The sequence below is a fragment of the Lysobacter fragariae genome (assembly GCF_054779775.1).
The window spans coordinates 194,941-214,765 of record NZ_BAAGXP010000012.1; the positions used below are offsets into that span (position 1 = coordinate 194,941).

Annotated in this window: 24 protein-coding genes; 6 read left to right on the top strand and 18 right to left on the bottom strand. The window is 66.1% G+C overall.

All coding sequences use genetic code 11. The features are described from left to right. Positions 1-93: 93 nt before the first annotated feature. Entirely contained in the window at positions 94-1,515 is a 1,422-nt protein-coding gene (locus tag ACYVD7_RS12920; protein WP_460763921.1) for an amino acid permease, read from the bottom strand. Between the two features lie 198 nt (positions 1,516-1,713). Here ACYVD7_RS12920 and ACYVD7_RS12925 point away from each other — a divergent pair, with 198 nt between their 5' ends. Then, a complete protein-coding gene (locus ACYVD7_RS12925; protein ID WP_460763923.1) occupies positions 1,714-1,929 on the top strand; it encodes a hypothetical protein in 216 nt (71 codons plus the stop codon). Further along, entirely contained in the window at positions 1,910-2,380 is a 471-nt protein-coding gene (locus ACYVD7_RS12930; protein ID WP_460763925.1) for a GFA family protein, read from the top strand. The genes ACYVD7_RS12925 and ACYVD7_RS12930 overlap by 20 nt, the downstream gene beginning before the upstream one ends. 647 nt (positions 2,381-3,027) lie before the next feature. Here the strand turns inward: ACYVD7_RS12930 and folP are convergent. The 3 genes from folP to rlmE form a co-directional block, all read right to left on the bottom strand. Continuing rightward, positions 3,028-3,927 carry a dihydropteroate synthase gene (folP, locus tag ACYVD7_RS12935; protein ID WP_460764236.1) on the bottom strand — a complete coding sequence of 300 codons (900 nt, stop codon included), beginning with the start codon at positions 3,925-3,927 and terminating at the stop codon, positions 3,028-3,030. A gap of 264 nt (positions 3,928-4,191) precedes the next feature. Continuing rightward, complete coding sequence (gene ftsH, locus ACYVD7_RS12940) at positions 4,192-6,111, bottom strand: ATP-dependent zinc metalloprotease FtsH (RefSeq protein WP_460763928.1); 1,920 nt, start codon at positions 6,109-6,111, stop codon at positions 4,192-4,194. Between the two features lie 69 nt (positions 6,112-6,180). Further along, on the bottom strand, positions 6,181-6,813 hold the full coding sequence (gene rlmE, locus ACYVD7_RS12945) for a 23S rRNA (uridine(2552)-2'-O)-methyltransferase RlmE (protein ID WP_460763930.1): 633 nt from the start codon (positions 6,811-6,813) through the stop codon (positions 6,181-6,183). A gap of 83 nt (positions 6,814-6,896) precedes the next feature. On the opposite strand from rlmE, the gene yhbY reads away from it, so the two are divergent. The 3 genes from yhbY to ACYVD7_RS12960 all read left to right on the top strand — a co-directional run bounded on the left by yhbY (position 6,897) and on the right by ACYVD7_RS12960 (position 8,368). Next, entirely contained in the window at positions 6,897-7,202 is a 306-nt protein-coding gene (gene yhbY / locus ACYVD7_RS12950; RefSeq protein ID WP_460763932.1) for a ribosome assembly RNA-binding protein YhbY, read from the top strand. Between the two features lie 144 nt (positions 7,203-7,346). Next, entirely contained in the window at positions 7,347-7,727 is a 381-nt protein-coding gene (locus tag ACYVD7_RS12955; RefSeq protein ID WP_460763935.1) for an Mth938-like domain-containing protein, read from the top strand. A 65-nt stretch (positions 7,728-7,792) separates the two neighbouring features. Then, complete coding sequence (locus tag ACYVD7_RS12960; RefSeq protein ID WP_460763938.1) at positions 7,793-8,368, top strand: D-Ala-D-Ala carboxypeptidase family metallohydrolase; 576 nt, start codon at positions 7,793-7,795, stop codon at positions 8,366-8,368. Positions 8,369-8,398: 30 nt separating this feature from the next. Here ACYVD7_RS12960 and ACYVD7_RS12965 read toward each other — a convergent pair whose 3' ends face one another. The 4 genes from ACYVD7_RS12965 to surE are packed head-to-tail and all read right to left on the bottom strand — an operon-like array spanning position 8,399 to position 11,311. Beyond that, positions 8,399-9,247: a peptidoglycan DD-metalloendopeptidase family protein gene (locus ACYVD7_RS12965; RefSeq protein ID WP_460763940.1), complete on the bottom strand. Its 849-nt coding sequence runs from the start codon at positions 9,245-9,247 to the stop codon at positions 8,399-8,401. Beyond that, positions 9,244-9,861, bottom strand: a complete 618-nt coding sequence (locus ACYVD7_RS12970; RefSeq protein WP_460763943.1) for a YqaA family protein — start codon at positions 9,859-9,861, stop codon at positions 9,244-9,246. Before ACYVD7_RS12970 ends, ACYVD7_RS12965 begins: the two co-directional genes overlap by 4 nt. Beyond that, the gene (locus ACYVD7_RS12975; RefSeq protein WP_460763945.1) at positions 9,858-10,535 is read right to left on the bottom strand and encodes a protein-L-isoaspartate(D-aspartate) O-methyltransferase; all 678 of its coding nucleotides are present in this window, start codon (positions 10,533-10,535) and stop codon (positions 9,858-9,860) included. Before ACYVD7_RS12975 ends, ACYVD7_RS12970 begins: the two co-directional genes overlap by 4 nt. Further along, on the bottom strand, positions 10,532-11,311 hold the full coding sequence (gene surE, locus ACYVD7_RS12980) for a 5'/3'-nucleotidase SurE (protein WP_460763948.1): 780 nt from the start codon (positions 11,309-11,311) through the stop codon (positions 10,532-10,534). Before surE ends, ACYVD7_RS12975 begins: the two co-directional genes overlap by 4 nt. Positions 11,312-11,526: 215 nt before the next feature. On the opposite strand from surE, the gene ACYVD7_RS12985 reads away from it, so the two are divergent. Beyond that, the gene (locus ACYVD7_RS12985; RefSeq protein WP_460763950.1) at positions 11,527-12,099 is read left to right on the top strand and encodes a Smr/MutS family protein; all 573 of its coding nucleotides are present in this window, start codon (positions 11,527-11,529) and stop codon (positions 12,097-12,099) included. Positions 12,100-12,106: 7 nt separating this feature from the next. Here ACYVD7_RS12985 and ACYVD7_RS12990 read toward each other — a convergent pair whose 3' ends face one another. The 10 genes from ACYVD7_RS12990 to ACYVD7_RS13035 all read right to left on the bottom strand — a co-directional run bounded on the left by ACYVD7_RS12990 (position 12,107) and on the right by ACYVD7_RS13035 (position 19,762). After that, the gene (locus ACYVD7_RS12990) at positions 12,107-12,343 is read right to left on the bottom strand and encodes a hypothetical protein (protein WP_460763952.1); all 237 of its coding nucleotides are present in this window, start codon (positions 12,341-12,343) and stop codon (positions 12,107-12,109) included. Continuing rightward, complete coding sequence (locus tag ACYVD7_RS12995; protein WP_460763955.1) at positions 12,340-12,564, bottom strand: hypothetical protein; 225 nt, start codon at positions 12,562-12,564, stop codon at positions 12,340-12,342. Before ACYVD7_RS12995 ends, ACYVD7_RS12990 begins: the two co-directional genes overlap by 4 nt. A 132-nt stretch (positions 12,565-12,696) precedes the next feature. Further along, the gene (truD, locus tag ACYVD7_RS13000; protein ID WP_460763958.1) at positions 12,697-13,737 is read right to left on the bottom strand and encodes a tRNA pseudouridine(13) synthase TruD; all 1,041 of its coding nucleotides are present in this window, start codon (positions 13,735-13,737) and stop codon (positions 12,697-12,699) included. 81 nt (positions 13,738-13,818) lie between these two features. Then, on the bottom strand, positions 13,819-14,298 hold the full coding sequence (ispF, locus tag ACYVD7_RS13005) for a 2-C-methyl-D-erythritol 2,4-cyclodiphosphate synthase (RefSeq protein ID WP_460763961.1): 480 nt from the start codon (positions 14,296-14,298) through the stop codon (positions 13,819-13,821). A 10-nt stretch (positions 14,299-14,308) separates the two neighbouring features. Further along, positions 14,309-15,007, bottom strand: coding sequence for a 2-C-methyl-D-erythritol 4-phosphate cytidylyltransferase (ispD, locus tag ACYVD7_RS13010; protein WP_460763964.1), 699 nt, complete (start codon positions 15,005-15,007; stop codon positions 14,309-14,311). Beyond that, positions 15,004-15,372 (bottom strand): cell division protein FtsB, encoded by a 369-nt coding sequence (gene ftsB / locus ACYVD7_RS13015; protein ID WP_460763966.1) that lies wholly within the window; start codon positions 15,370-15,372, stop codon positions 15,004-15,006. Before ftsB ends, ispD begins: the two co-directional genes overlap by 4 nt. A gap of 13 nt (positions 15,373-15,385) precedes the next feature. Continuing rightward, positions 15,386-16,672, bottom strand: a complete 1,287-nt coding sequence (eno, locus tag ACYVD7_RS13020) for a phosphopyruvate hydratase (protein WP_460763969.1) — start codon at positions 16,670-16,672, stop codon at positions 15,386-15,388. Positions 16,673-16,754: 82 nt separating this feature from the next. Then, on the bottom strand, positions 16,755-17,588 hold the full coding sequence (gene kdsA / locus ACYVD7_RS13025; RefSeq protein ID WP_460763971.1) for a 3-deoxy-8-phosphooctulonate synthase: 834 nt from the start codon (positions 17,586-17,588) through the stop codon (positions 16,755-16,757). After that, positions 17,585-19,258: a CTP synthase gene (locus ACYVD7_RS13030; protein ID WP_460764238.1), complete on the bottom strand. Its 1,674-nt coding sequence runs from the start codon at positions 19,256-19,258 to the stop codon at positions 17,585-17,587. Before ACYVD7_RS13030 ends, kdsA begins: the two co-directional genes overlap by 4 nt. A gap of 246 nt (positions 19,259-19,504) precedes the next feature. Next, on the bottom strand, positions 19,505-19,762 hold the full coding sequence (locus ACYVD7_RS13035; RefSeq protein WP_460763974.1) for a hypothetical protein: 258 nt from the start codon (positions 19,760-19,762) through the stop codon (positions 19,505-19,507). Positions 19,763-19,825 lie beyond the last annotated feature (63 nt).

The following is a 19,825-nucleotide window of genomic DNA, read 5'->3' on the forward strand; positions in this document are numbered from 1 at the left end:
CGTCAGACGTGAGGAACGGCGACGCGGGTCCTGCATTGCAGGCCCCGCAAACGCTTCCCAAACGGGATTCCCCGCCCTGATCACACGTTCTGATCACGCGTCCTGGCCACGCGCCAACACGCTGCCGCGGCGCCCGAATGTGAGGTACGCCACCACGCCGATCAGATTCCACACCAGGAACCACAGCTGCGTGCGTTGCGGCAGGCTCCAGAACAGGTACAGGCAACCCAGGATCGCAACCGGTCCCACCACCCAGGCCATCGGCGTGCGGAACACGCGCTTGCGCGACGGATCGCGCTTGCGCAGCACCAGCAGACACACGGCCACCGCGGTGAAGGCCGCCAGCGTGCCCGCATTGGCCAGTGCAGCGATCTCATCCAGACGCGCCACACCCGCCAGCGCCGCCACCAGCACCGCGGTGAAGGCGGTGATCGCCACGGGCGTGCCGGTGCGCGGATTGACCTTGGACAGGCTGCGCGGCAGCAGGCCGTCGCGCGACATGACGAAGAAGATGCGGCTCTGGCCGTAGAAGAATGCCAGCAGCACCGTCGGCAGGGCGACGACCGCGGCGCCGGCGACGAGCTTGGCTGCCGTGCCCTGGCCGAGCTCCCGCATGATCAGCGCCAGTGGCGCCGGGCTGTGACCGAACACCGTGTAGCTCATCGCACCCACCGCGGCCAGCGCCACGATCATGTAGATCAGCGTGCAGCCGACCATCGAACCAACGATGCCGATCGACAGGTCGCGGCCCGGGTTCTTCGTCTCCTCCGCCGCGGTGGAGATCGCATCGAAGCCATAGAACGCGAAGAAGATGATCGCCGCTGCCGCCATCGCGCCGCGCTCGACACCGTCGGCGCCCATCGACTTGGCGAAGCCGAACGGCATGAACGGATGCAGGTTGTCCGGATTGAAATGCGGCATCGCGATGGCCACGAACACCGCCAATGCGATGATCTTGATAGTCACCAGCACCGCGTTGAGCGTGGCGCTCTCCTTCGTGCCAACGATCAGCATTCCGGCCACCACGAAGGTGATCAGCACCGCAGGCAGATTGATGATGCCGCCCGCGTGCGGCCCCGCCGCCAATGCCTGCGGCAGGTGGATGCCCAGTCCGTTGAGGAACTCCAGCACCGAGCCGGACCACCCCACCGCCACCGCGCTGACCACCAGCGAGTACTCCAGGATCAGGCTCCAGCCCACCACCCAGGCGATGCTCTCGCCCAACACGACGTAGCTGTAGGTGTAGGCGCTGCCGGCGGCGGGCATCATCGTCGCCATTTCGGCATACGCCAGCGCCGCACAGGCGCAGACCACGCCCGCCACCGCGAACGACAGCAGCACCGCCGGGCCCGCCAGGTTGGCGCCAACGCCGATCAGCGTGTAGATGCCGGTACCGACGATCGCACCAATGCCCAGAGCGATCAGGTGCGGCCAGCTGAGGGTAGGCACCAGGCGCCGCCCCTCCTCGTGCACGGTGACCCGGTCAATGTCCTTGCGGCGGAGCCATGTCTGCATACAACCCTCGTGTCGAACGGGCGAAGAGGCGCACATAGTGAGCCATCGACCGCGCCAATGCGACGTGCCTTGGGTGGAGGACCGCCATCCGGCCAATCACTGCAATGGGGCCGTATCGCCGGCCCGCCGTCGATCGAAATGCAGAAACGTCCCTCGGCCGGTTAGCCTAGGCCCACCGCGACCCGTGGAGCCCTGCTCATGTCGACCCTGCTGATCCTTGCCGGTGTCGTCGCGCTCGTCATCGTGGTGTGGAAGTCGTTCCACGCCAGCACCAACCGCCGAGGCGGTTCGGATGGCGGCGACGCCGGCCTGTTCTTTGGCGATGGCGGTTCGGGCTTCACTTCGGATTCCACCTCCGACTGCAGCGATTCCTCCAGCGACGGCGGCAGTTGCGATGGCGGTGGCGGCGACTGAGCCGGGGATGACGACCGTCCTTGAACATGCCGGTGGCTGCCATTGCGGCCGCTTGCGCTGGACGTTCGCGACCCGGCATTCGCTGGAAGTCTTCGCGCCTCGCGCCTGCGACTGTGATTTCTGCACCCGGCACCGCGCCGCCTGGGTGTCCGACCCGGAAGGGAAACTTAAGATCAGCGCCAGCATCGATGCGCTGGGGCGCTACCGCCAGGGCTCCGGGCAGGCCGAATTCCTGCTGTGCCGCCAATGCGGCGTGCTGGTCGCGGTGACGCTGACGACCGGTGCAGATGAAATGCGCGGCGCGGTCAACCGCAATGCCTTCGACGCCCGCGATCAGCTGGGCTTGGCAACGCCGGCGTCGCCACAACTACTTGGCCCCACCGAAAAACGCGAACGCTGGAGCCGGCTATGGATGCCGACGGAACTAGTCGAAGCAGCTTCGGACACTTGACCGATCCCGCGGCAGTCGCGGTTGTGCACAGCCGCTGTGGAGAGAGCCTGGAAAACCCTGTGGACAGAACGCTGCAGGCCGCGTGGAATCAAGGGCCGCCACGTGCTGGCTAAAAATTGTCCAACGCCGACGATCGTCGGAAAGCACTCAATACCGCATCGGGCGTGCCTGCAGATACGTTGTTCACAGCGGCTGTGAACAACTGGCCGCACAAAGCTGTGGATACTTTGCTGCAGGCCGCATGAAATCAGGACTCCCGGCGGAGTGGTGAAAATTTGACCAGCACCCGACAGATCGATATGTCTCGCCACGAACGCTTGGCACGCACTTGTTCACAGCCGCTGTGAACAACTGACCGCACAAAGCTGTGGATACTTTGCTGCAGGCCCCGAAAACACTAGACCAGGGATAGAGTGGTCAAAATTTGACCACACGAAGTTCCACGGAAGTTGCATCGCGTGAAACCTCGTCACTGACGCGTGGATCGCAATCCGATCGCAAGTCAGCACCCTCGACAGCGATTGCGAGCGTGTTATCCACATCGCCTGTGAACAATCGCCGTCGGAAACCTGTGGACAGATCGCTGCAGGCCCCGCCTCATGCGGCCCACAGCCGGATTGGCGAGGAAATGACCACAGCGCCGGACTTCAATCCTCGTCCGGCCAGCGTATGGTCGCAGCGCCCGCCTTCGCTCGCGGCATTGGAACCTCGGCCACGGCGCTCCACACCTTCAACGCATCGACCGTGGCCGCCACGTCGTGCACGCGCACGATGCGTGCCCCGCGCTGCGCGGCGATCAGATGCGCCGCGACCGAACCATGGATGCGCAGCTGCGGGTCCTGGCGTCCAGTGAGCTCACCAATGGACTTCTTGCGCGAAAGTCCCGCCAGCACCGGCACACCCAGCTCGGTGAAGCGCTCCAGTTGGGCCAGCAACGCCAGGTTGTGTGCAAGCGCCTTGCCGAAGCCAAAGCCCGGATCGACCAGGATCTTCTTCTTGGCGATGCCGGCCATCTCGGCCGCGAAGATCCGCTCGGCGAGGAAGCGATGCACCTCGGCCACCACGTCGTCGTACTGCGGATCGGCCTGCATCGACCGCGGCTCGCCCTGCATGTGCATCAGCACTACGGGAACGCCCAGCGCCGCGGCGGCGTCGAGGGCACCTTCGCGGCGCAGGGCATGGACGTCGTTGATCATGCCCGCGCCCGCCTGCACAGCGGCGCGCATCACCTCGGGCTTGGAGGTATCGACGCTGATGGACAGCGTTGTCTCGCGCGCGAGCCGCTCGATCACCGGGATCACCCGGCGCAGCTCATCATCCACGCCGACATCTTCCGCGCCCGGGCGCGTGGATTCGCCGCCGATGTCGAGGACGTCAGCCCCCTCTTCCGCCAGCCGCAGCCCGTGCGCGACCGCGGCGTCGAACGAAGCATGCTCGCCACCGTCGGAAAACGAGTCCGGCGTGACGTTGACGATTCCCATGACCCGCACGCGATCCAGGACGAGGATGCGGCCGTTGCAATCGAGGGTGGTCGTGGTGTCGAACATCGGGGCAGTCCGTCGGTGGCTCCGACGCATTGTGTCATCCCGTGCCGGCCGGCCCGCGGTCCAACCAGGATGCTTGACTGATGATGCCGCGCCGGCGGCCGACAATGTCAGGCCAATGCCCCCCGACAGCGACCAACAAGCAGGTCCCTCGCTTCGCTCGGGATGACAGGAAGCAAAGGCGGACGCCAGACAAAGCAAAAGGCCGAAGGAATCACCCCTCGGCCTCTCTTTTTTTTGGCGAACGGACGAAGCTCCCAGCGTCCCCTACGTCTGTGCCGCAGCTCCACCAATGGGCGGCAGCGTCGGCGCGATAGCCGGCTTGCCGTTGCCGGTCTTGGTCCAGCCTTCCGGCGGCGGCGGTTCGCGGCCTTCCATGATCGCGTCGATCTGCTTGGCGTCGATGGTCTCGTACAGCAGCAGCGCTTCGGCCATCGCATGCAGCTTGTCGAGGTTGTCCTTGAGAATCTTCGTGCTGCGCGCGTAGGCGTTGTCGAGAATGCCGCGCACGACTTCGTCGATCCTGCGCGCGGTCTCGTCGGAGACGTTCTTGTGCTGGGTGATCGAACGACCGAGGAACACTTCGTCCTCTTCTTCGCCGTAGGTGATCGGACCCAGTTCGGACAGCCCCCACTTGGTGACCATGTTGCGCGCCATCTTGGTGGCGCGTTCGATGTCATTGCTGGCACCGGTGGTGACCATGTCGGCGCCGAAGATCAGCTCCTCGGCCACGCGCCCGCCATACAGCGAGCACAGGCGGCTCTCGATGTTGATCTTGTTGTAGCTGTAGCGGTCGCCTTCCGGCAGGTACATGGTCACGCCGAGCGCGCGGCCACGCGGAATGATGGTGACCTTGTAAACCGGGTCGTGGTCCGGCACCAGGCGTCCGACGATGGCGTGGCCAGCTTCGTGGAAGGCGGTATTGCGCTTCTCTTCCTCGCTCATGGCCATCGAGCGGTTCTCGGTGCCCATCATGATCTTGTCGCGCGCGCGGTCGAAGTGATCCATGCGCACTTCCTTGCCGTTGTCGCGCGCAGCAAACAGCGCGGCCTCGTTGCAGAGGTTGGCCAGGTCGGCACCACTGAAGCCCGGCGTGCCGCGCGCGATGGTCATCGGCACCACGTCATCGGCCAGCGGCAGCTTGCGCATGTGCACGCGCAGGATCTGCTCGCGACCCTTCACGTCAGGCAGTCCGACCACGACCTGGCGGTCGAAGCGGCCCGGACGCAGCAGCGCCGGATCCAGCACGTCCGGGCGGTTGGTCGCGGCAATCACGATCACGCCTTCGCCACCTTCGAAACCGTCCATCTCGACCAGCAGCTGGTTGAGCGTCTGTTCGCGTTCGTCATGGCCGCCGCCCAGGCCCGCACCGCGATGGCGGCCGACCGCGTCGATTTCGTCGATGAAGATGATGCACGGCGCGTGCTTCTTGGCCTGCTCGAACATGTCGCGCACGCGGCTGGCGCCGACGCCGACGAACATCTCGACGAAGTCCGAACCGGAGATCGAGAAGAACGGCACCTTGGCTTCGCCGGCGATGGCACGCGCGAGCAGCGTCTTGCCGGTACCCGGCGGGCCGACCATCAGCACGCCGCGCGGAATCTTGCCGCCCAGCTTCTGGAACTTGCCGGGATCGCGCAGGAACTCGACCAGCTCCTGCACCTCTTCCTTCGCTTCATCGCAACCGGCGACGTCGGCGAAGGTGACCTTGACCTGGTCTTCGCCCTGCATCTTGGCGCGCGACTTGCCAAAGCTCATCGCGCCCTTGCTCCCGCCCTGCTGCATCTGCCGCATGACGAAGATCCAGAACCCGACGATCAGCAGGATCGGCAGCAGGTTGAAGATGATGGACAGCAGCGACGGACCGGTTTCCGGCGGCTTGCGCACGATCTCGACGTTGTGGTCGAGCAGTTCCTTGATCAGGTACGCGTCCGACGGACCGTTGGTCACGCCCTCGGAACCGTCGCCGCGCTTGAAGTGCAGCACGTTGACGGACAGGTTGGTGTCGTCGGTGTATTCGACGGACTTGATGCGGTTGCCGTCGACGTCCTTGAGGAACTGCGAGTAGGTGATCTCGCCCGACGCGACGCTGCCAAGGCCGGCGTGCGGCCCGAACGCATTGAAAACGACCATCAGCACGACGGCGACGATCACCCAGAGCAGCAGATTTTTGGCCAGGTCGTTCATGCGTTGCTTCGATCGCCTTCGTGGATGTTGCTGCGCATCGTGCGCGAGGTTGTCCAGAACTAACTTCTTCTACTTCATCTGCGCCAGCTTGCCCTGCGCCAGCGCGTACACCTCCGGCGACCGCTTGCGCGAGGCTGCCGGCTTGCGGATCACGACCTTGGCATAACGACGGCGCAGATCGCGCACGTATTCGTCAAAGCCAACGCCCTGGAACAGCTTGATCAGGAACGTACCGCCGGGGCGCAGGTGGTTGTCGGCGAAGTCCATCGCCAGTTCCGCCAGATGCATGGCCCGCGGCAGGTCGACCCCGTCCACGCCACTCATATTGGGGGCCATGTCGGACAGGACAAGGTCCACAAGCTGGCCATCCAATGTGGCTTCCAGCTGGGATAGGACCGCATCCTCCCTGAAATCCCCATGAAGGAACTCGACCCCGGCCAGTCCCGGCATGTCCAGGATGTCCAGCGCGATCACCCGCCCCTTGCTCCCCAGCGCCTGCCGGACCCATTGGGACCAGCCGCCGGGGGCGGCGCCCAGGTCGACCACGACCATGCCCGGCTTGAGCAGGCGATCGCGCTCGACCAGCTCTTCCAGCTTGTAGGCCGCACGCGAACGCAGGCCTTCGGCCTGCGCCTTCTTCACGAAGGGGTCGGAGAAATGCTCCTTGAGCCAGCGTTGGCTGCTTTTGCTGCGGGTGGCCAAGGGGTCTGTCGGCCTCTGGCCGGACTGGATGCGGGGGACGCCATGATACCCTGCACGCCCGTTCCACCCTGCCCGTGATCCGCATGCCGACCGTCCTGACCTCCGCCCAGACCCGCTTCCTGCGTGGACAGGCGCATGACCTCAAGGCGATGCTGCAGGTGGGTGGCAAGGGCATCACCGATGCGCTCGTTGCCGAAGTCGACCTGGCGCTCGAGCACCACGAGCTGATCAAGATCAAGGTGGCCGCCGAGGATCGCGAGGCCCGCGACGCCATGATCGACCAGATCGCCGAGCGCGCCGAGGCTGCCCTGGTGCAGCGCATCGGCCACACGGCGGTGCTGTACCGGCCCAGCAAGGACAAGCGGCACATCGTCCTGCCGCGCGCCTGACTGGCGTACGAAACCCGGGATCGGAACGAAAGCGGCACTCCTTCGTCCGCAGGGAAGCGAGCAACCCGCATTCCCGCTCCGACGACAGGTTCCTCGCTACCCTCGGGATGACAGCTTCTTCAGGTCTCCAGTCCACTTTTCCCGATGCAGCTGAATCTTGAACACCCCGACCACGAATTCCTGCTGCGCGGCGCCGACGGCCGCATCGCGGTGGTCAACGATCGCCAGCTGTTCGCCAGTTTCATCCTCTCACCGGACACGCTGGTCGAGCACTGGGCACCCAGCGACGCGCGTTCGCTGACCGCTGAGGACTTCGCTCCGCTGCTGGCACTGGACCCGGAAGTGATCCTCCTCGGCACCGGCGCCACACAGGTGTTTCCCGGCGCCGACGTGATGGCAGCCTGCCTGGGGCGCGGCATAGGGATCGAAGTAATGAGCAATGCGGCGGCCGCGCGCACGTTCAACGTGCTTGCGAGTGAGGCGCGCCGCGTGGTTGCAGGTTTCATCCTCAACGCGGCGGCGTGATCGCGCGCCCGATCTTCCCAATTGCCGCTCGAGGCGTCATCCGTGCAGTCCTCGCCATTGGCGCCATGACTGCCGTCTGCACATGCGCCCGCGCGCCGACGCCACACGAACGCTACGAACGCTGGCTTTCCGCCGGGCATCGCGAACCGGTCGCGGCCTACAACGGCTACCTGCGCAATCGAGGTGCCGGCGACGTGGTTCCGATGGAACAGCTGCTGCGAAGCGGACGCCGCTGGCAACGTTGTGACATGGACGAATTCAGCCTCCCCCCACGCAAGGACTGGTCGTCCATCGTGCCGACGCTGGCACTGGTCCGTGATCTCATGGCGGCGGGAGCGATCCGGCAACCGATCGTCGCTTCCGGATGGCGCAACGAGCACGTCAATCGCTGCAACGGTGGAAGCCCGCAGAGCCGACACCTTCGCAACAACGCGCTGGATTTCGACATCGCCGGCGACGCTGGCGGCGTGGCACGTTTGTGCGACTACTGGCGTCGATACGGTGCCCGCGTGGGATTCGGGCTCGGGTTCTATTCCGCGACGCGGATCCACGTCGACACGTCAGGTTTCCGCACCTGGGGCGGCGACCATCGTCGCGGCAGTTCGCTTTGCATCACGCTTGAGAAGGGCGGCGCGCCTTGAAACACCGACGCGCGTCGCGTTGATGCCCGATCAACGCTTGGGCAGATAGACCAGCGGATCCACCGGCTTGCCGTTGTAGCGGATCTCGAAGTGCAGCATCTCGCGCGGCGCGCCGGTGCGACCCATCACCGCGATCTGCTGGCCAGCCTTCACGATCGCGCCTTCGTTGACCATGCGCGCGCGGTTGTGGCCGTAGGCGGACAGCCACGCGTCGTTGTGCTTGACGATGACGAGCTCGCCGTAGCCCACCAGGCCGGAACCCGAGTACACGACGACGCCATCAGCTGCGGCCTTCACTGCGGTACCGCTCTCGCCGGCGACGTCGATGCCCTGCTTCGTCGGCTCACCCGCGACAAAGCGCGAGATCAGCTGACCGTCGACCGGCCAACGCCAATCCAGGCCGCTGGCGACTGGCGTCGACGGCACCGGCGCGGGCGGCGCAGGCGTGCTTGATGGCGATGCAGTGGCGGCGCCGGTTGCGGCCGGGCCTGTGCTGGCCGGGCCCGTCGCGGTCGCATGCGGCGGCGAAGTTGTCGTCGCGGGCACGCGTGTAGGCGCAGCCGCAGGCCGCGTCGCAACCGGCGCAGCTGCCTTGCCCGGATACAGGCGAAGCCGCTGGCCGGGATAGATCGTGTACGGCGCGCTGATGCCGTTCCATTGCGCCAGGTCGCGCACGTCCACGCCGTTGCGGAAGGCGATGCCATAGAGCGTGTCGCCGCGCTGGACGACCGTGTTCGCGCCGTATTTCGGCGTCGACACGCGCGGTTGCGCGGGCGAAACGCCGGACTTGCGGACCACGGTCGTGCTGCTGCACGCCGCCAATGCAAGGCTGGCCAGCATCGGGATTGCGATGTACGCCCAGTTTGTCGTCTTCGTCATGCGCTTTGCTGTGTGTGCCAGACCAACCAGATCACCGCCGCTGCAAGCAGGGCGATCGCGGCCCAGCCGATGGGTTCGATGTAACGGCGAAGCGTTTCCTCCGCGCGTGGACCGCCAATGCGGATCGCGGCCGCGAGCAGGTAGACGCGCTTGCCACGCCCAATCAACATGCTGAGGAAATATTGCAGCAAGGGTACGCCGACGATGCCCGACGCCCAGGTGAACACCTTCATCGGAATCGGCATGAATCCGCCGACCACCAGGAAGGTGAATACAGCCCAGGGCGATTCGGCCATCTTCGCCTGCACGATCGCGATGCCCGATTCGATGCCATGCAGCATGCCCAGCGCGGCGAACAGCGGCTTGATCGCCTCGAAGGCGTAGTGACCCAGCGCGTATCCCACGAGCGCGCCGGCCATGGAGCCCGCCAGGCTGAGGGTCGCGAACCAGAATCCGCTTTTCGGCTTGCCCACGCACATCGGCGCGAGCATGACCTCGGGCATCACCGGAAAGATGATCGCCTCGACGAAACTCAACCCGGTGAGGTAGGCCGGTGCATGGCGGTGGCGCGCCCAGCCAATGGCGCGTTCGTAGAGCGGACCAAAGATCTTCAATCGACCATCCCGGAAAGGAGCGGCACGAACACCACCGGCGCCATCACCTCCTGGGTGACCTGACCGTCGGCGTCCTTGTGCAGTTTCATCAGCGATTGCGAAGACGCACCACCTACCGGTGCGACCAGGTTACCGCCCGGCGCCAGCTGCGCGGTGAGTGCGTCCACCAGCGCCGGCGCGGCAGCGGTGACGATGATCGCGTCGAACGGCCCGTTCTCCGGCCAACCGATGCGCCCATCGTCGTGCTTGCTGCGGATGTTCATGCCCAGCGTGCGGAAACGCTTGCGCGCGGTGCGCAACAGTTCGCCAATGCGTTCCACCGTGTGGACTTCCAGTCCGAGCGCCGCCAGCACCGCGGCCTGGTAGCCGGAACCGGTGCCGATTTCGAGCACCTTCTTCGGCGCGCCTTCCAGCACGGCTTCGGTCATCTTCGCGACCACCCACGGCTGCGAAATGGTCTGGCCCTGGCCGATCGGCAGCGCGGTGTCCTCGTAGGCGCGCGTGGCGAGCGCCTCGTCGACGAACAGGTGGCGCGGCACGGTCCGGATGGCATTGAGCACGCGTTCGTCGCGGATGCCGTTCTCGCGCAGCCGCTCGACCAGGCGGTCGCGCACGCGCTGCGAGGTCATGCCCTGCCCGATCGCTTCAGGTTGAAGTCGCATCCGCATCATCACGATGCCTTCCCGGTCGAAGCGGCCAGGCCACCCACCCAGCTGGCGACCTGTTCCAACGCCTGGTAGCGGGTCAGGTCGACGTGGATCGGGGTGACGGAAATGAAGCCCCGGCGTACCGCGTTGAAATCAGTGCCGGCGCCGGAATCGGCCTCGGGACCGGCCGGACCGATCCACCACCATTGGCGGCCGCGCGGATCGCGCTGGGGCACGCAGGGTTCGGCGCGGTGCCGGTTGCCCAGGCGGGTGACTTCGAAGCCGGCCAGGTCGTCCCACGGCAGGTCGGGAACGTTGACGTTGAGGATGGTGTCGGCAGGCAGGGGATCGGCCTTGAGCCGCGCGATGATCTCGGCGGCGGCACGCGCGGCGGTTTCGTAATGGCGACCGACGTGGTCGGACGTCACCAGCGACATGGCCACGGCCGGCAAGCCGAGGAAACGACCCTCCATCGCGGCGGCCACGGTGCCCGAATAGATCACGTCGTCGCCCAGGTTGGCGGTGTTGTTGATGCCGGACACGACGATGTCGGGCTCGGACTCCAGCATGCCGGTGATGGCCACGTGGACGCAGTCGGTGGGCGTGCCGTGTACGCGCCAGGTCCGTTCATCCACCTGGACCACGCGCACGGGCATGTCGAGGGTGAGCGAATTGCTGGCGCCGGAGCGGTCGCGGTCAGGCGCGACCAGCACGACGTCGTGACCGGCATCACGCAGGCCTGCGGCGAGGATCCGGATGCCGGGGGCGTCTACGCCGTCGTCGTTACTGACCAGAACGCGCATTGAGGATGCAGTGGGGACCCAAGGAACGAGCCCCATGATAGCCGATGCCTCCACACCGCCCGCCAAAAGCGATTCCGCGCGGGCAGCGCCTGAATGCGCTGGCTGATGGCAACCCTGCGACGGCTTGCAAAGAGGGCGGCGGCGACGTCGCCGCGCTCCACGAGTCTCTACAAAGTCCGCTCTACAAAGCGCAGACGCCGCGCTACGCTGGACCGATGAAGTCCGGCAAAGACGACGATTCCGAACTGTTCCGCGCGGCCATCGGGCCAGTACGGCGCCTGCCCGAAGCCGCACCGCCGCCTTCGTCGCCCAAGCCCCGTCCGCGGGCCGGGATGGCCGAGCGCGACGAAGCCGCTGCGCGTGAGGAATTCAGGCACGCTCTGGACGCGCAACTGCTCGAATCCGGCGATGCGCTGTCTTATCGGCAGGACTCGATCCCGCCGCGCGCTTTCCAGCGACTGCGGCGTGGCGAGATATCAGCGCAGGAGGAGCTGGACCTGCATGGCGCGGATGCGCGACAAGCAGAAGCCCTGCTGCGCGCGTTCATCCACGATGCCCGCGACCACGGCCTGGGCTGCGTGCGGGTGATCCATGGGAAGGGACTGCACGGGAAAGGCCTGCACGCACCGGGCGGCATCGCCAGTCGCGACATGCCGGTGCTGAAGAACCTCGTCGACCGCCTGCTGCGGCAGCGGGCGGACGTGCTGGCCTTCCACTCCGCGCCGCCCGCACAGGGCGGCACCGGAGCGGTGCTGGTGCTGCTCGCGCCGCCGTCGCGACGGCGCTGAGCAGGTATTACTCGTCACCCTCCTGGACGGCGACCCGCTTCATCGGCGGATTGACCCAGTTCACGTGCACGAAATTACGGCGTTGTGCCGTCCTCTCGTAGTACTTGATGTACTCGGTGTCCTGGACGTAGCGGTACTTCGGGAACTTGGTGGGCTGGTAGGTGGTGGCCTCGCCGCTGGTCGCGCATGCGCCGAGCATGGCGACGACAAGCGAGAGGACAGAAAGCCGGATCACGGTCTTCATTTCGGTTCCTCCGATTCGTTGACGGACTTTTGGGGCGGATTGACCCAGACGACCTGGATACCGCGCCGGCGCGCAATGGTTTCCACCCGCGTCACGTAGTTGTCGTCCAGGACGGACGAAACCTTGCGCGGTTGAACGTTCGCCGATTTCTCTTCCATGCTTGCGCACGCAGACAACATCAGGGTCGACAACAGCACTGCCGCAGTGATTGGTGCGTTCATGTGGCACCTCGACGGCAAACTCGGCGCGGTGCGCCGCGCTATCGACACCCGGCACGCGTCGAGTGCAATTCCGGTATACGCCCGCCGATTCGGGCAGCCAGTGCCTCTAGTGCATTTCCGACGAACGGCGTGTCATTGCCTGCTGGACGCGCCGATTTCGCCAAGTTCCATCAGCACTACCGTCGCATAGGCCCCCGGGGGAAGCGCGAATCGCAGCTGCAGTGAAGTGTCGTCCAACCAGCTCCAGGCCAGGTCCTGCGGACGCAGCCGCAGCGCGCGACGCTCCTGCTCCAGCCCGGCCGCGGCGAGCCCATTGCGCAACGCAACCGCATCATCATCGGCGGCGGCCGCGTTTTCGATGTCGGCCACCTGCGCGCGAGTGCGCAGCTCGCCGCGCCCCCACAGCGGGCCGGTGGGATGGATGTCGAAGTCGACCAGGCGCTTCGCCAGTTCGTCATTGAATGGCTCGGGGCCGAATACGCTGCGGCTGCCGTCGAGCGCCCAGACCTCGCCTTCCAGCGCCTGGTCCCAGTTCCGGTCGCGGACGCGCTGTGCCAGCGCGCGGTTGAACAGCTCGGACCGCGCCGCCGACAGGAAAATCGTGCGCTGCTCGCGGCGCACACGACGGCCGGCGAACATCGCCAGCGCATTGGCGACGTTGTCGCCGTCGCGACCAAAGCGCTGCTCGCCGAAATAGTTGGGGACGCCGCGTTCGGCGATGGCCTGGAGGCGGTTCTCGATGGCGTCCCGGTCGCCGCGCGCGTCGCGCAACGCGAGCTCGAAGCGGTTGCCGGCCAGCGCGCCGCGCGGCAGCTTGCGCGAATGCCAGGCGTGTTCCAGCACCTTCAACTCGGGCGATTCGAGCGCTGCGAGGTCGGGGGCGACCTTCTTTGGCAGATGCACGGTGAAGCGCTGACGCGTGACCGCGTGCCGGTCCTTCAGGCCGGCGTAGCTGACGCCCATTTCCGGGATGCGCGCCCACTGCGCCAGCAGCTTCGCGGCGTAGGCAGTGTTCATGCCGCGCTTCTCGATGGTCAGTAGCAGGTGTTCGCCGCTGCCGCTGGCCTCGAACGCGGGAATTTCCTCGACGAGGAAGTCCTCCGGCGTGGCGCGCATCTGCGCGGCGAGCACGGCGTCGCCATGGGCGCGGGGCAAAGTCTGGGTGTCGTTCAAGGTTGGATTCCTGAGGGACCGGGGCCAATGCATCCGGCGCGGCGCCCTGGGTGATTCGCGGCGCGCACGGCGCGGCCGCGCTTACGGTGCGAGCAGTAGCACGATCGCCTGCGCGGCAATGCCTTCGCCACGGCCGGTGAAGCCGAGCTTCTCGCTGGTGGTGGCCTTGATGCTCACCGCGTCCACGGCGACTCCAAGATCGGTTGCGATGGTTTCGCGCATCGCCTCCGCGTGGGGCCCGACCTTCGGCCGCTCGCAGACCACGGTGACGTCGCAGTTGCCGACGCGCCAGCCGCGATCGGCGACCAGCGCATTGCAATGACGCAGGAAAGCCCGGCTGTCGGCGCCCTTCCACTGCGGATCGGAAGGCGGGAAATGCTGACCGATGTCGCCCAGCGCCAGCGCGCCGAGCATCGCGTCGCACAGCGCATGGAGCACCACGTCGCCATCGGAATGCGCCACCACGCCACGGTCATGGGCGACACGCACCCCGCCCAGGACGACGTGGTCGCCGTCGCCAAACGCGTGAACGTCGAAACCCTGGCCGATGCGGATATTCATTCCTTCGTCGCTACCTGTTGCCTGACAGCAGGAACTCTACCAACATCAGGTCGGCGGGCGTGGTGACCTTGATGTTGTCCTCGCGGCCTTCGACGAGTTGCGGACTGGCACCCATGCGCTCCATCGCCATGGCTTCGTCGGTGACGACGACGCCTGCAGTGCGCGCGTTTTCCAGTGCAGCCGTCAACGCACCCCGACGGAATGCCTGCGGCGTCAGCGCGCGCCACAAACCATCGCGCGATTGCGTCGCGACGATCCGTGTTGCCGCGTCGGCCCGCTTGAGGGTGTCGCGTACCGGTGCGGCCAGGATGGCGCCGTCCGCGTTCGCCTGCGCAGCCGCTACAAGGCGCTCGATGTCCGCGCCACGCAGGTTGGGTCGCGCGGCGTCATGCACCAGCACCAGGGCATCGTCGCCGACGTCGTGCGGCAGGGCGCGCAACGCGGCCAGGACCGAGTCGGCGCGCTCGCCGCCGCCCTCGCAACGCAGGACCGGTTTGGAATGCAGTCGATCCCACCCCGGCCAATGCGCGTCATCGACGGCGAGTGCGACCATCGCGCCGGCCACTCGCGGGTGGGCGAGCAGCGCCTCCAACGCGTGCTGGATCAGCGGCTTCCCCGCGGCGTGCAGGTACTGCTTGGGAACATCACCACCGAACCGGGTGCCGCGTCCCGCCGCCGGGATCACCGCCCAGATTCCCGAGTCATTCATTGCGCTTGCCCGCTTTCAGGCGACGTGCCCTCCGCGGGCTTCGCATCGGTCTGCGTATTGACTGCGCCTTCGGGTTCAACGACGCGGTAGAACGTCTCGCCCGGCTTGATCATGCCCAGCTCGCTGCGCGCGCGCTCCTCGACGGCGGCCTCGCCGGACTTGAGGTCCTCGACTTCCGCAGCCAGCGCAGCGTTGCGCTGCTGCAGGCCTTCGTTCTGGTGCTTCTGCTGCTGCACCTGCTGGTCCAGGGCGGCCACCGACCGGCGGCCACCCTCGCCCCACCACAGGCGGTACTGCAGGAATGCGAGTAGCGCGAGCAGCACCACCAGCAGGAGTCGGCCAACTTGGAGCGGCAGCCAACGCATTCCCGGGCTCGCCTCAGCGCTTCAGCGAGACGAAAGCATCGCGACCGGCGTACTTCGCGGCGGCACCGAGGGCTTCCTCGATGCGCAGCAGCTGGTTGTACTTGGCCACGCGGTCGCTGCGGCAAAGCGAGCCGGTCTTGATCTGCGTCGCCGTGGTGGCGACGGCGATGTCGGCGATGGTGGTGTCTTCGGTTTCGCCGGAGCGGTGCGAGACGATCGCCGCGTAGCGGTTGGCGTCGGCCATCGCGATGGCCTCCAGCGTCTCGGTCAGCGTGCCGATCTGGTTGACCTTGATCAGGATCGCGTTGGCGACGCCCTGGTCGATGCCTTCCTGGAAGATCTTCGGGTTGGTGACGAACAGATCGTCGCCTACCAGCTGCACCTTGCTGCCGATGCGGTCGGTCAGCAGCTTCCAGCCGACCCAGTCGTGCTCGGACATGCCGTCCTCGATGGTGATGATCGGGTACTGCGTGCACCAGTTGGCAAGGAAGTCGACGAACTGCTCCGACGTCAGGCGCTTGCCTTCGCCGGTGAGGTTGTACTTGCCGTTCTCGAAGAACTCGCTGGAAGCGACGTCGAGGCCGAGCAGGATGTCTTCGCCGGCCTTGTAGCCAGCCTTGCCTATCGCTTCCAGGATCGTTTCCAGCGCCTCTTCGTTCGAGCGCAGGTCCGGCGCAAAGCCGCCTTCGTCGCCCACCGACGTGCTCAGGCCGCGGCCCTTGAGCACCGACTTCAGCGCGTGGAACACCTCGGTGCCGGCGCGCAGCGCTTCGGCGAAATTGTTCACGCCCACCGGCAGGATCATGAATTCCTGCAGGTCGACGTTGTTATCGGCGTGCGCGCCGCCGTTGATGATGTTCATCATCGGCACCGGCAGCACGGCCTCGCGACCGTTGGCCAGGTGCTGCCACAGCGGCATCTTCTTCGACGCGGCGACGGCATGCGCGTTGGCCAGCGAAACGCCGAGCAGCGCGTTGGCGCCCAGGCGGCCCTTGTTCTCGGTACCGTCGAGGTCGATCAGCCGCTTGTCGAAGCCGGTCTGGTCGGCGGCATCAAAGCCGGTGAGCGCCGAAGCAATCGTCGTGTTGACGTTGTCGACCGCCTTGCGCACGCCCTTGCCGAGGTAGCGCGTCTTGTCGCCATCGCGCAGTTCGACGGCTTCCTTGGTACCGGTGGAGGCGCCCGACGGCACCATCGCGCGGCCAAAGCTACCGTCACTCAGGGTGACTTCGGCCTCAAGGGTCGGATTGCCGCGGCTGTCGAGGATTTCGCGGGCGTGGATCTTGGCGATCGTGGTCATCGGTTTGGGGAGTCTGGTTGAAGTTGTAGGACGGGTTTCAACCCGCCGTTTTCTATCCGGCAGTGGCGGGTCAAGACCCGCCCTACGTTGCCGATTCGAGGAAGCCGTTCTTCTTGGTGATGCGGTCGATCTCGAGCAGCGTTTCCAGCAGCGCGCGCATTTTCGGCAGCGGCCACGCGTTCGGGCCGTCGCTCAGCGCTTCTTCGGGACGCGGATGCGTTTCCATGAAGATGCCGCTGATGCCCACCGCCATCGCGGCACGCGACAACACCGGCACGAACTCGCGCTGGCCACCGCTCTTGCCGCCGGCGCCGCCGGGCAGCTGCACCGAATGCGTCGCATCGAACACGACCGGGCAGCCGGTATCGCGCATCACGCTCAGCGAGCGCATGTCGCTGACAAGATTGTTGTAGCCGAAGCTCGCGCCGCGCTCGCAGACCATGATGTCGGTGTTGCCGGTCGCCAGCGCCTTCTCGGCGACGTGCTTCATTTCCCACGGCGACAGGAACTGGCCCTTCTTGATGTTCACCGGTTTGCCGGCGCGGGCCACATTCTGGATGAAGTCGGTCTGGCGACACAGGAACGCCGGCGTCTGCAGCACGTCGACCACGCTCGCGACTTCATTCATCGGCGTGTATTCGTGCACGTCGGTGAGCACCGGCAGGTCGAGCTGGCGCTTCACCTCGCCCAGCACCTTCAATCCTTCCTCCAACCCAGGCCCGCGGAACGCAGAACCCGAGGTGCGGTTGGCCTTGTCGAAGCTGGACTTGAAGATGAAGGGGATGCCGAGCTCGCTGGTGATTTCCTTCAGCGTGCCGGCGGTGTCGAGCTGCAGCTGCATCGACTCGATCACGCACGGGCCGGCAATCAGGAAGAACGGCTTGTCGAGGCCGACCTCGAATCCACACAGCTTCATGCGTTCGCTTCCTTCAGCAGGCGGCCACCCGCTTGTGCCTTGTGCTCACGCGCTGCGCGGATGAATCCGATGAACAACGGATGGCCATCGCGCGGCGTGGACAGGAATTCCGGGTGCGCCTGGCAGGCCAGGAACCACGGGTGCTTCGCACGCGGCAGCTCGACCATTTCCACCAGCGTCTCGTCCATCGACTTCGCGCTGATGACGAGACCGGCGTTCTCGAGCTGGTTGAGGTAGCGGTTGTTGAACTCGTAGCGATGGCGATGACGCTCGCCGACGACATCCTTGCCATACAGCTCGCGGGCGAGCGTGCCGGGCTTGATGCGCTGGTCCTGCAGGCCCAGGCGCATGGTACCGCCAAGGTCGCTTTCTTCGCTGCGGCGCTCGACATCGCCGGTGGCAGTGCGCCACTCGGTGATCAGGCCGATCACCGGATGCTGCGACTGCTTGTTGTTTTCCGTGCTGTTGGCGTCGGCCAGGCCGAGCACGTTGCGGGCGTAATCGACCACCGCCGCCTGCATGCCGTAGCAGATGCCGAAATACGGCATGCCGCTTTCGCGTGCGTACTGCGCGGTCCGCACCTTGCCTTCGAAACCGCGGTCACCGAAGCCGCCCGGCACGAGGATGCCATCGACGCCTTCCAGCGCCTTCGCGCCGTCCTGCTCGATCTCGGTGGATTCCAGCCACTTCAGCTTGACCTTGGTGCGCTGGCGCAGACCGCCGTGCTTGAGCGCTTCGGCCAGCGACTTGTAGGCGTCCTGGTGGTCGATGTACTTGCCGACCACGGCGATCGTCACCTCGTCGACCGGATGCTCGGCGGCATCGACGACGGCGTTCCATTCCGACAGGTCGGCTTCGGCCTTGGCCTTGCCGTCCAGGCGAAGACGCTCCACCACGATCTGGTCGAGCTGCTGCTGGTGCAGCCATTCCGGGATCTTGTAGATGTTGTCCAGGTCGACCGCGGAAATCACCGCTTTTTCCGAGACGTTGGTGAACAGCGCGATCTTGCGGCGCTCGCCATCGGGCAGCGGCTGTTCGCTGCGGCACAGCAGCACGTCCGGCTGGATACCGATCGAGCGCAGTTCCTTCACCGAATGCTGGGTCGGCTTGGTCTTGAGCTCGCCGGCGGCAGCAATGAACGGCACCAGGGTGAGGTGCATGAACAGCGCCTTGTCCTGGCCGCGTTCGGTGCGGATCTGGCGGATCGCCTCGAGGAACGGCAGCGACTCGATGTCGCCGACGGTGCCGCCGATCTCGACCAGACCGACGTCGTATCCGGCGGTGGCCTCGTCGATGCGACGCTTGATCTCGTCGGTGATGTGCGGGATCACCTGCACGGTGCCGCCGAGGTAGTCGCCGCGGCGCTCCTTGCGGATCACCGACTCGTAGATCTTGCCGGTGGTGATCGAGTTCTTGCCGGACAGGCGCGTGCGCAGGAAGCGTTCGTAGTGGCCCAGGTCCAGGTCGGTTTCGGCGCCGTCGTCGGTGACGTAGACCTCACCGTGCTGGAACGGGCTCATCGTGCCCGGATCGACGTTGATGTAGGGGTCGAGCTTCATCATCGTCACGCGCAGACCGCGCGCTTCGAGGATGGCGGCCAGTGAGGCAGCGGCGATGCCTTTGCCAAGCGAAGACACCACACCGCCTGTGACGAAGACGAGCGGCGTTATGGAATTTTGGGGGGTCATGGGGAAGCGGGCTCCCGGAAAGCCACAGTTTACAGATTGGCGACCGCCGGGGCGAGCTTGACGGGAGGCGAAGTGGCTGGTCCGGAGCGAGGTAGATCGGCAATCGCCGTGGTTTGACGCCTATCGGACCGCGTTCACTGCAGTTTGCCGGGCAGCCTTCAGAGCCCGGATAGCAGAACGCCCCGGCGGGCGGGGCGTTTTTCTGGAGCAGACGGCGTCTGCGTAGGCCTAGCGACCGTCTTCCTCGGGCTCGTCCGGCTGTTCTTCCGGGGCAGGCTGGGAGGGCTTGCGGGCGGGCGCCTTCTGGTCGGCCTTCTGGTCCTGCGCCTTCTGGTCCTTTCCAGATGCGGCCTTCTGGGTCGTGGTGGTCGAGGCTTTCGCGTCCTTGTCCTGCTTCGAAGGCGGATTAGCTGCCTGTGCAAACGCCAGCGGCGCGGCGAGCAGGGCCGCAATCAGGGTGGGAAGCAGTGCTTTGCGCATGGCCATCAGGTCCTCCGAGTATCCGCTGCGCGGCCAAGGGGCCGTGCGACACGCGCCAACTTAGCCGGA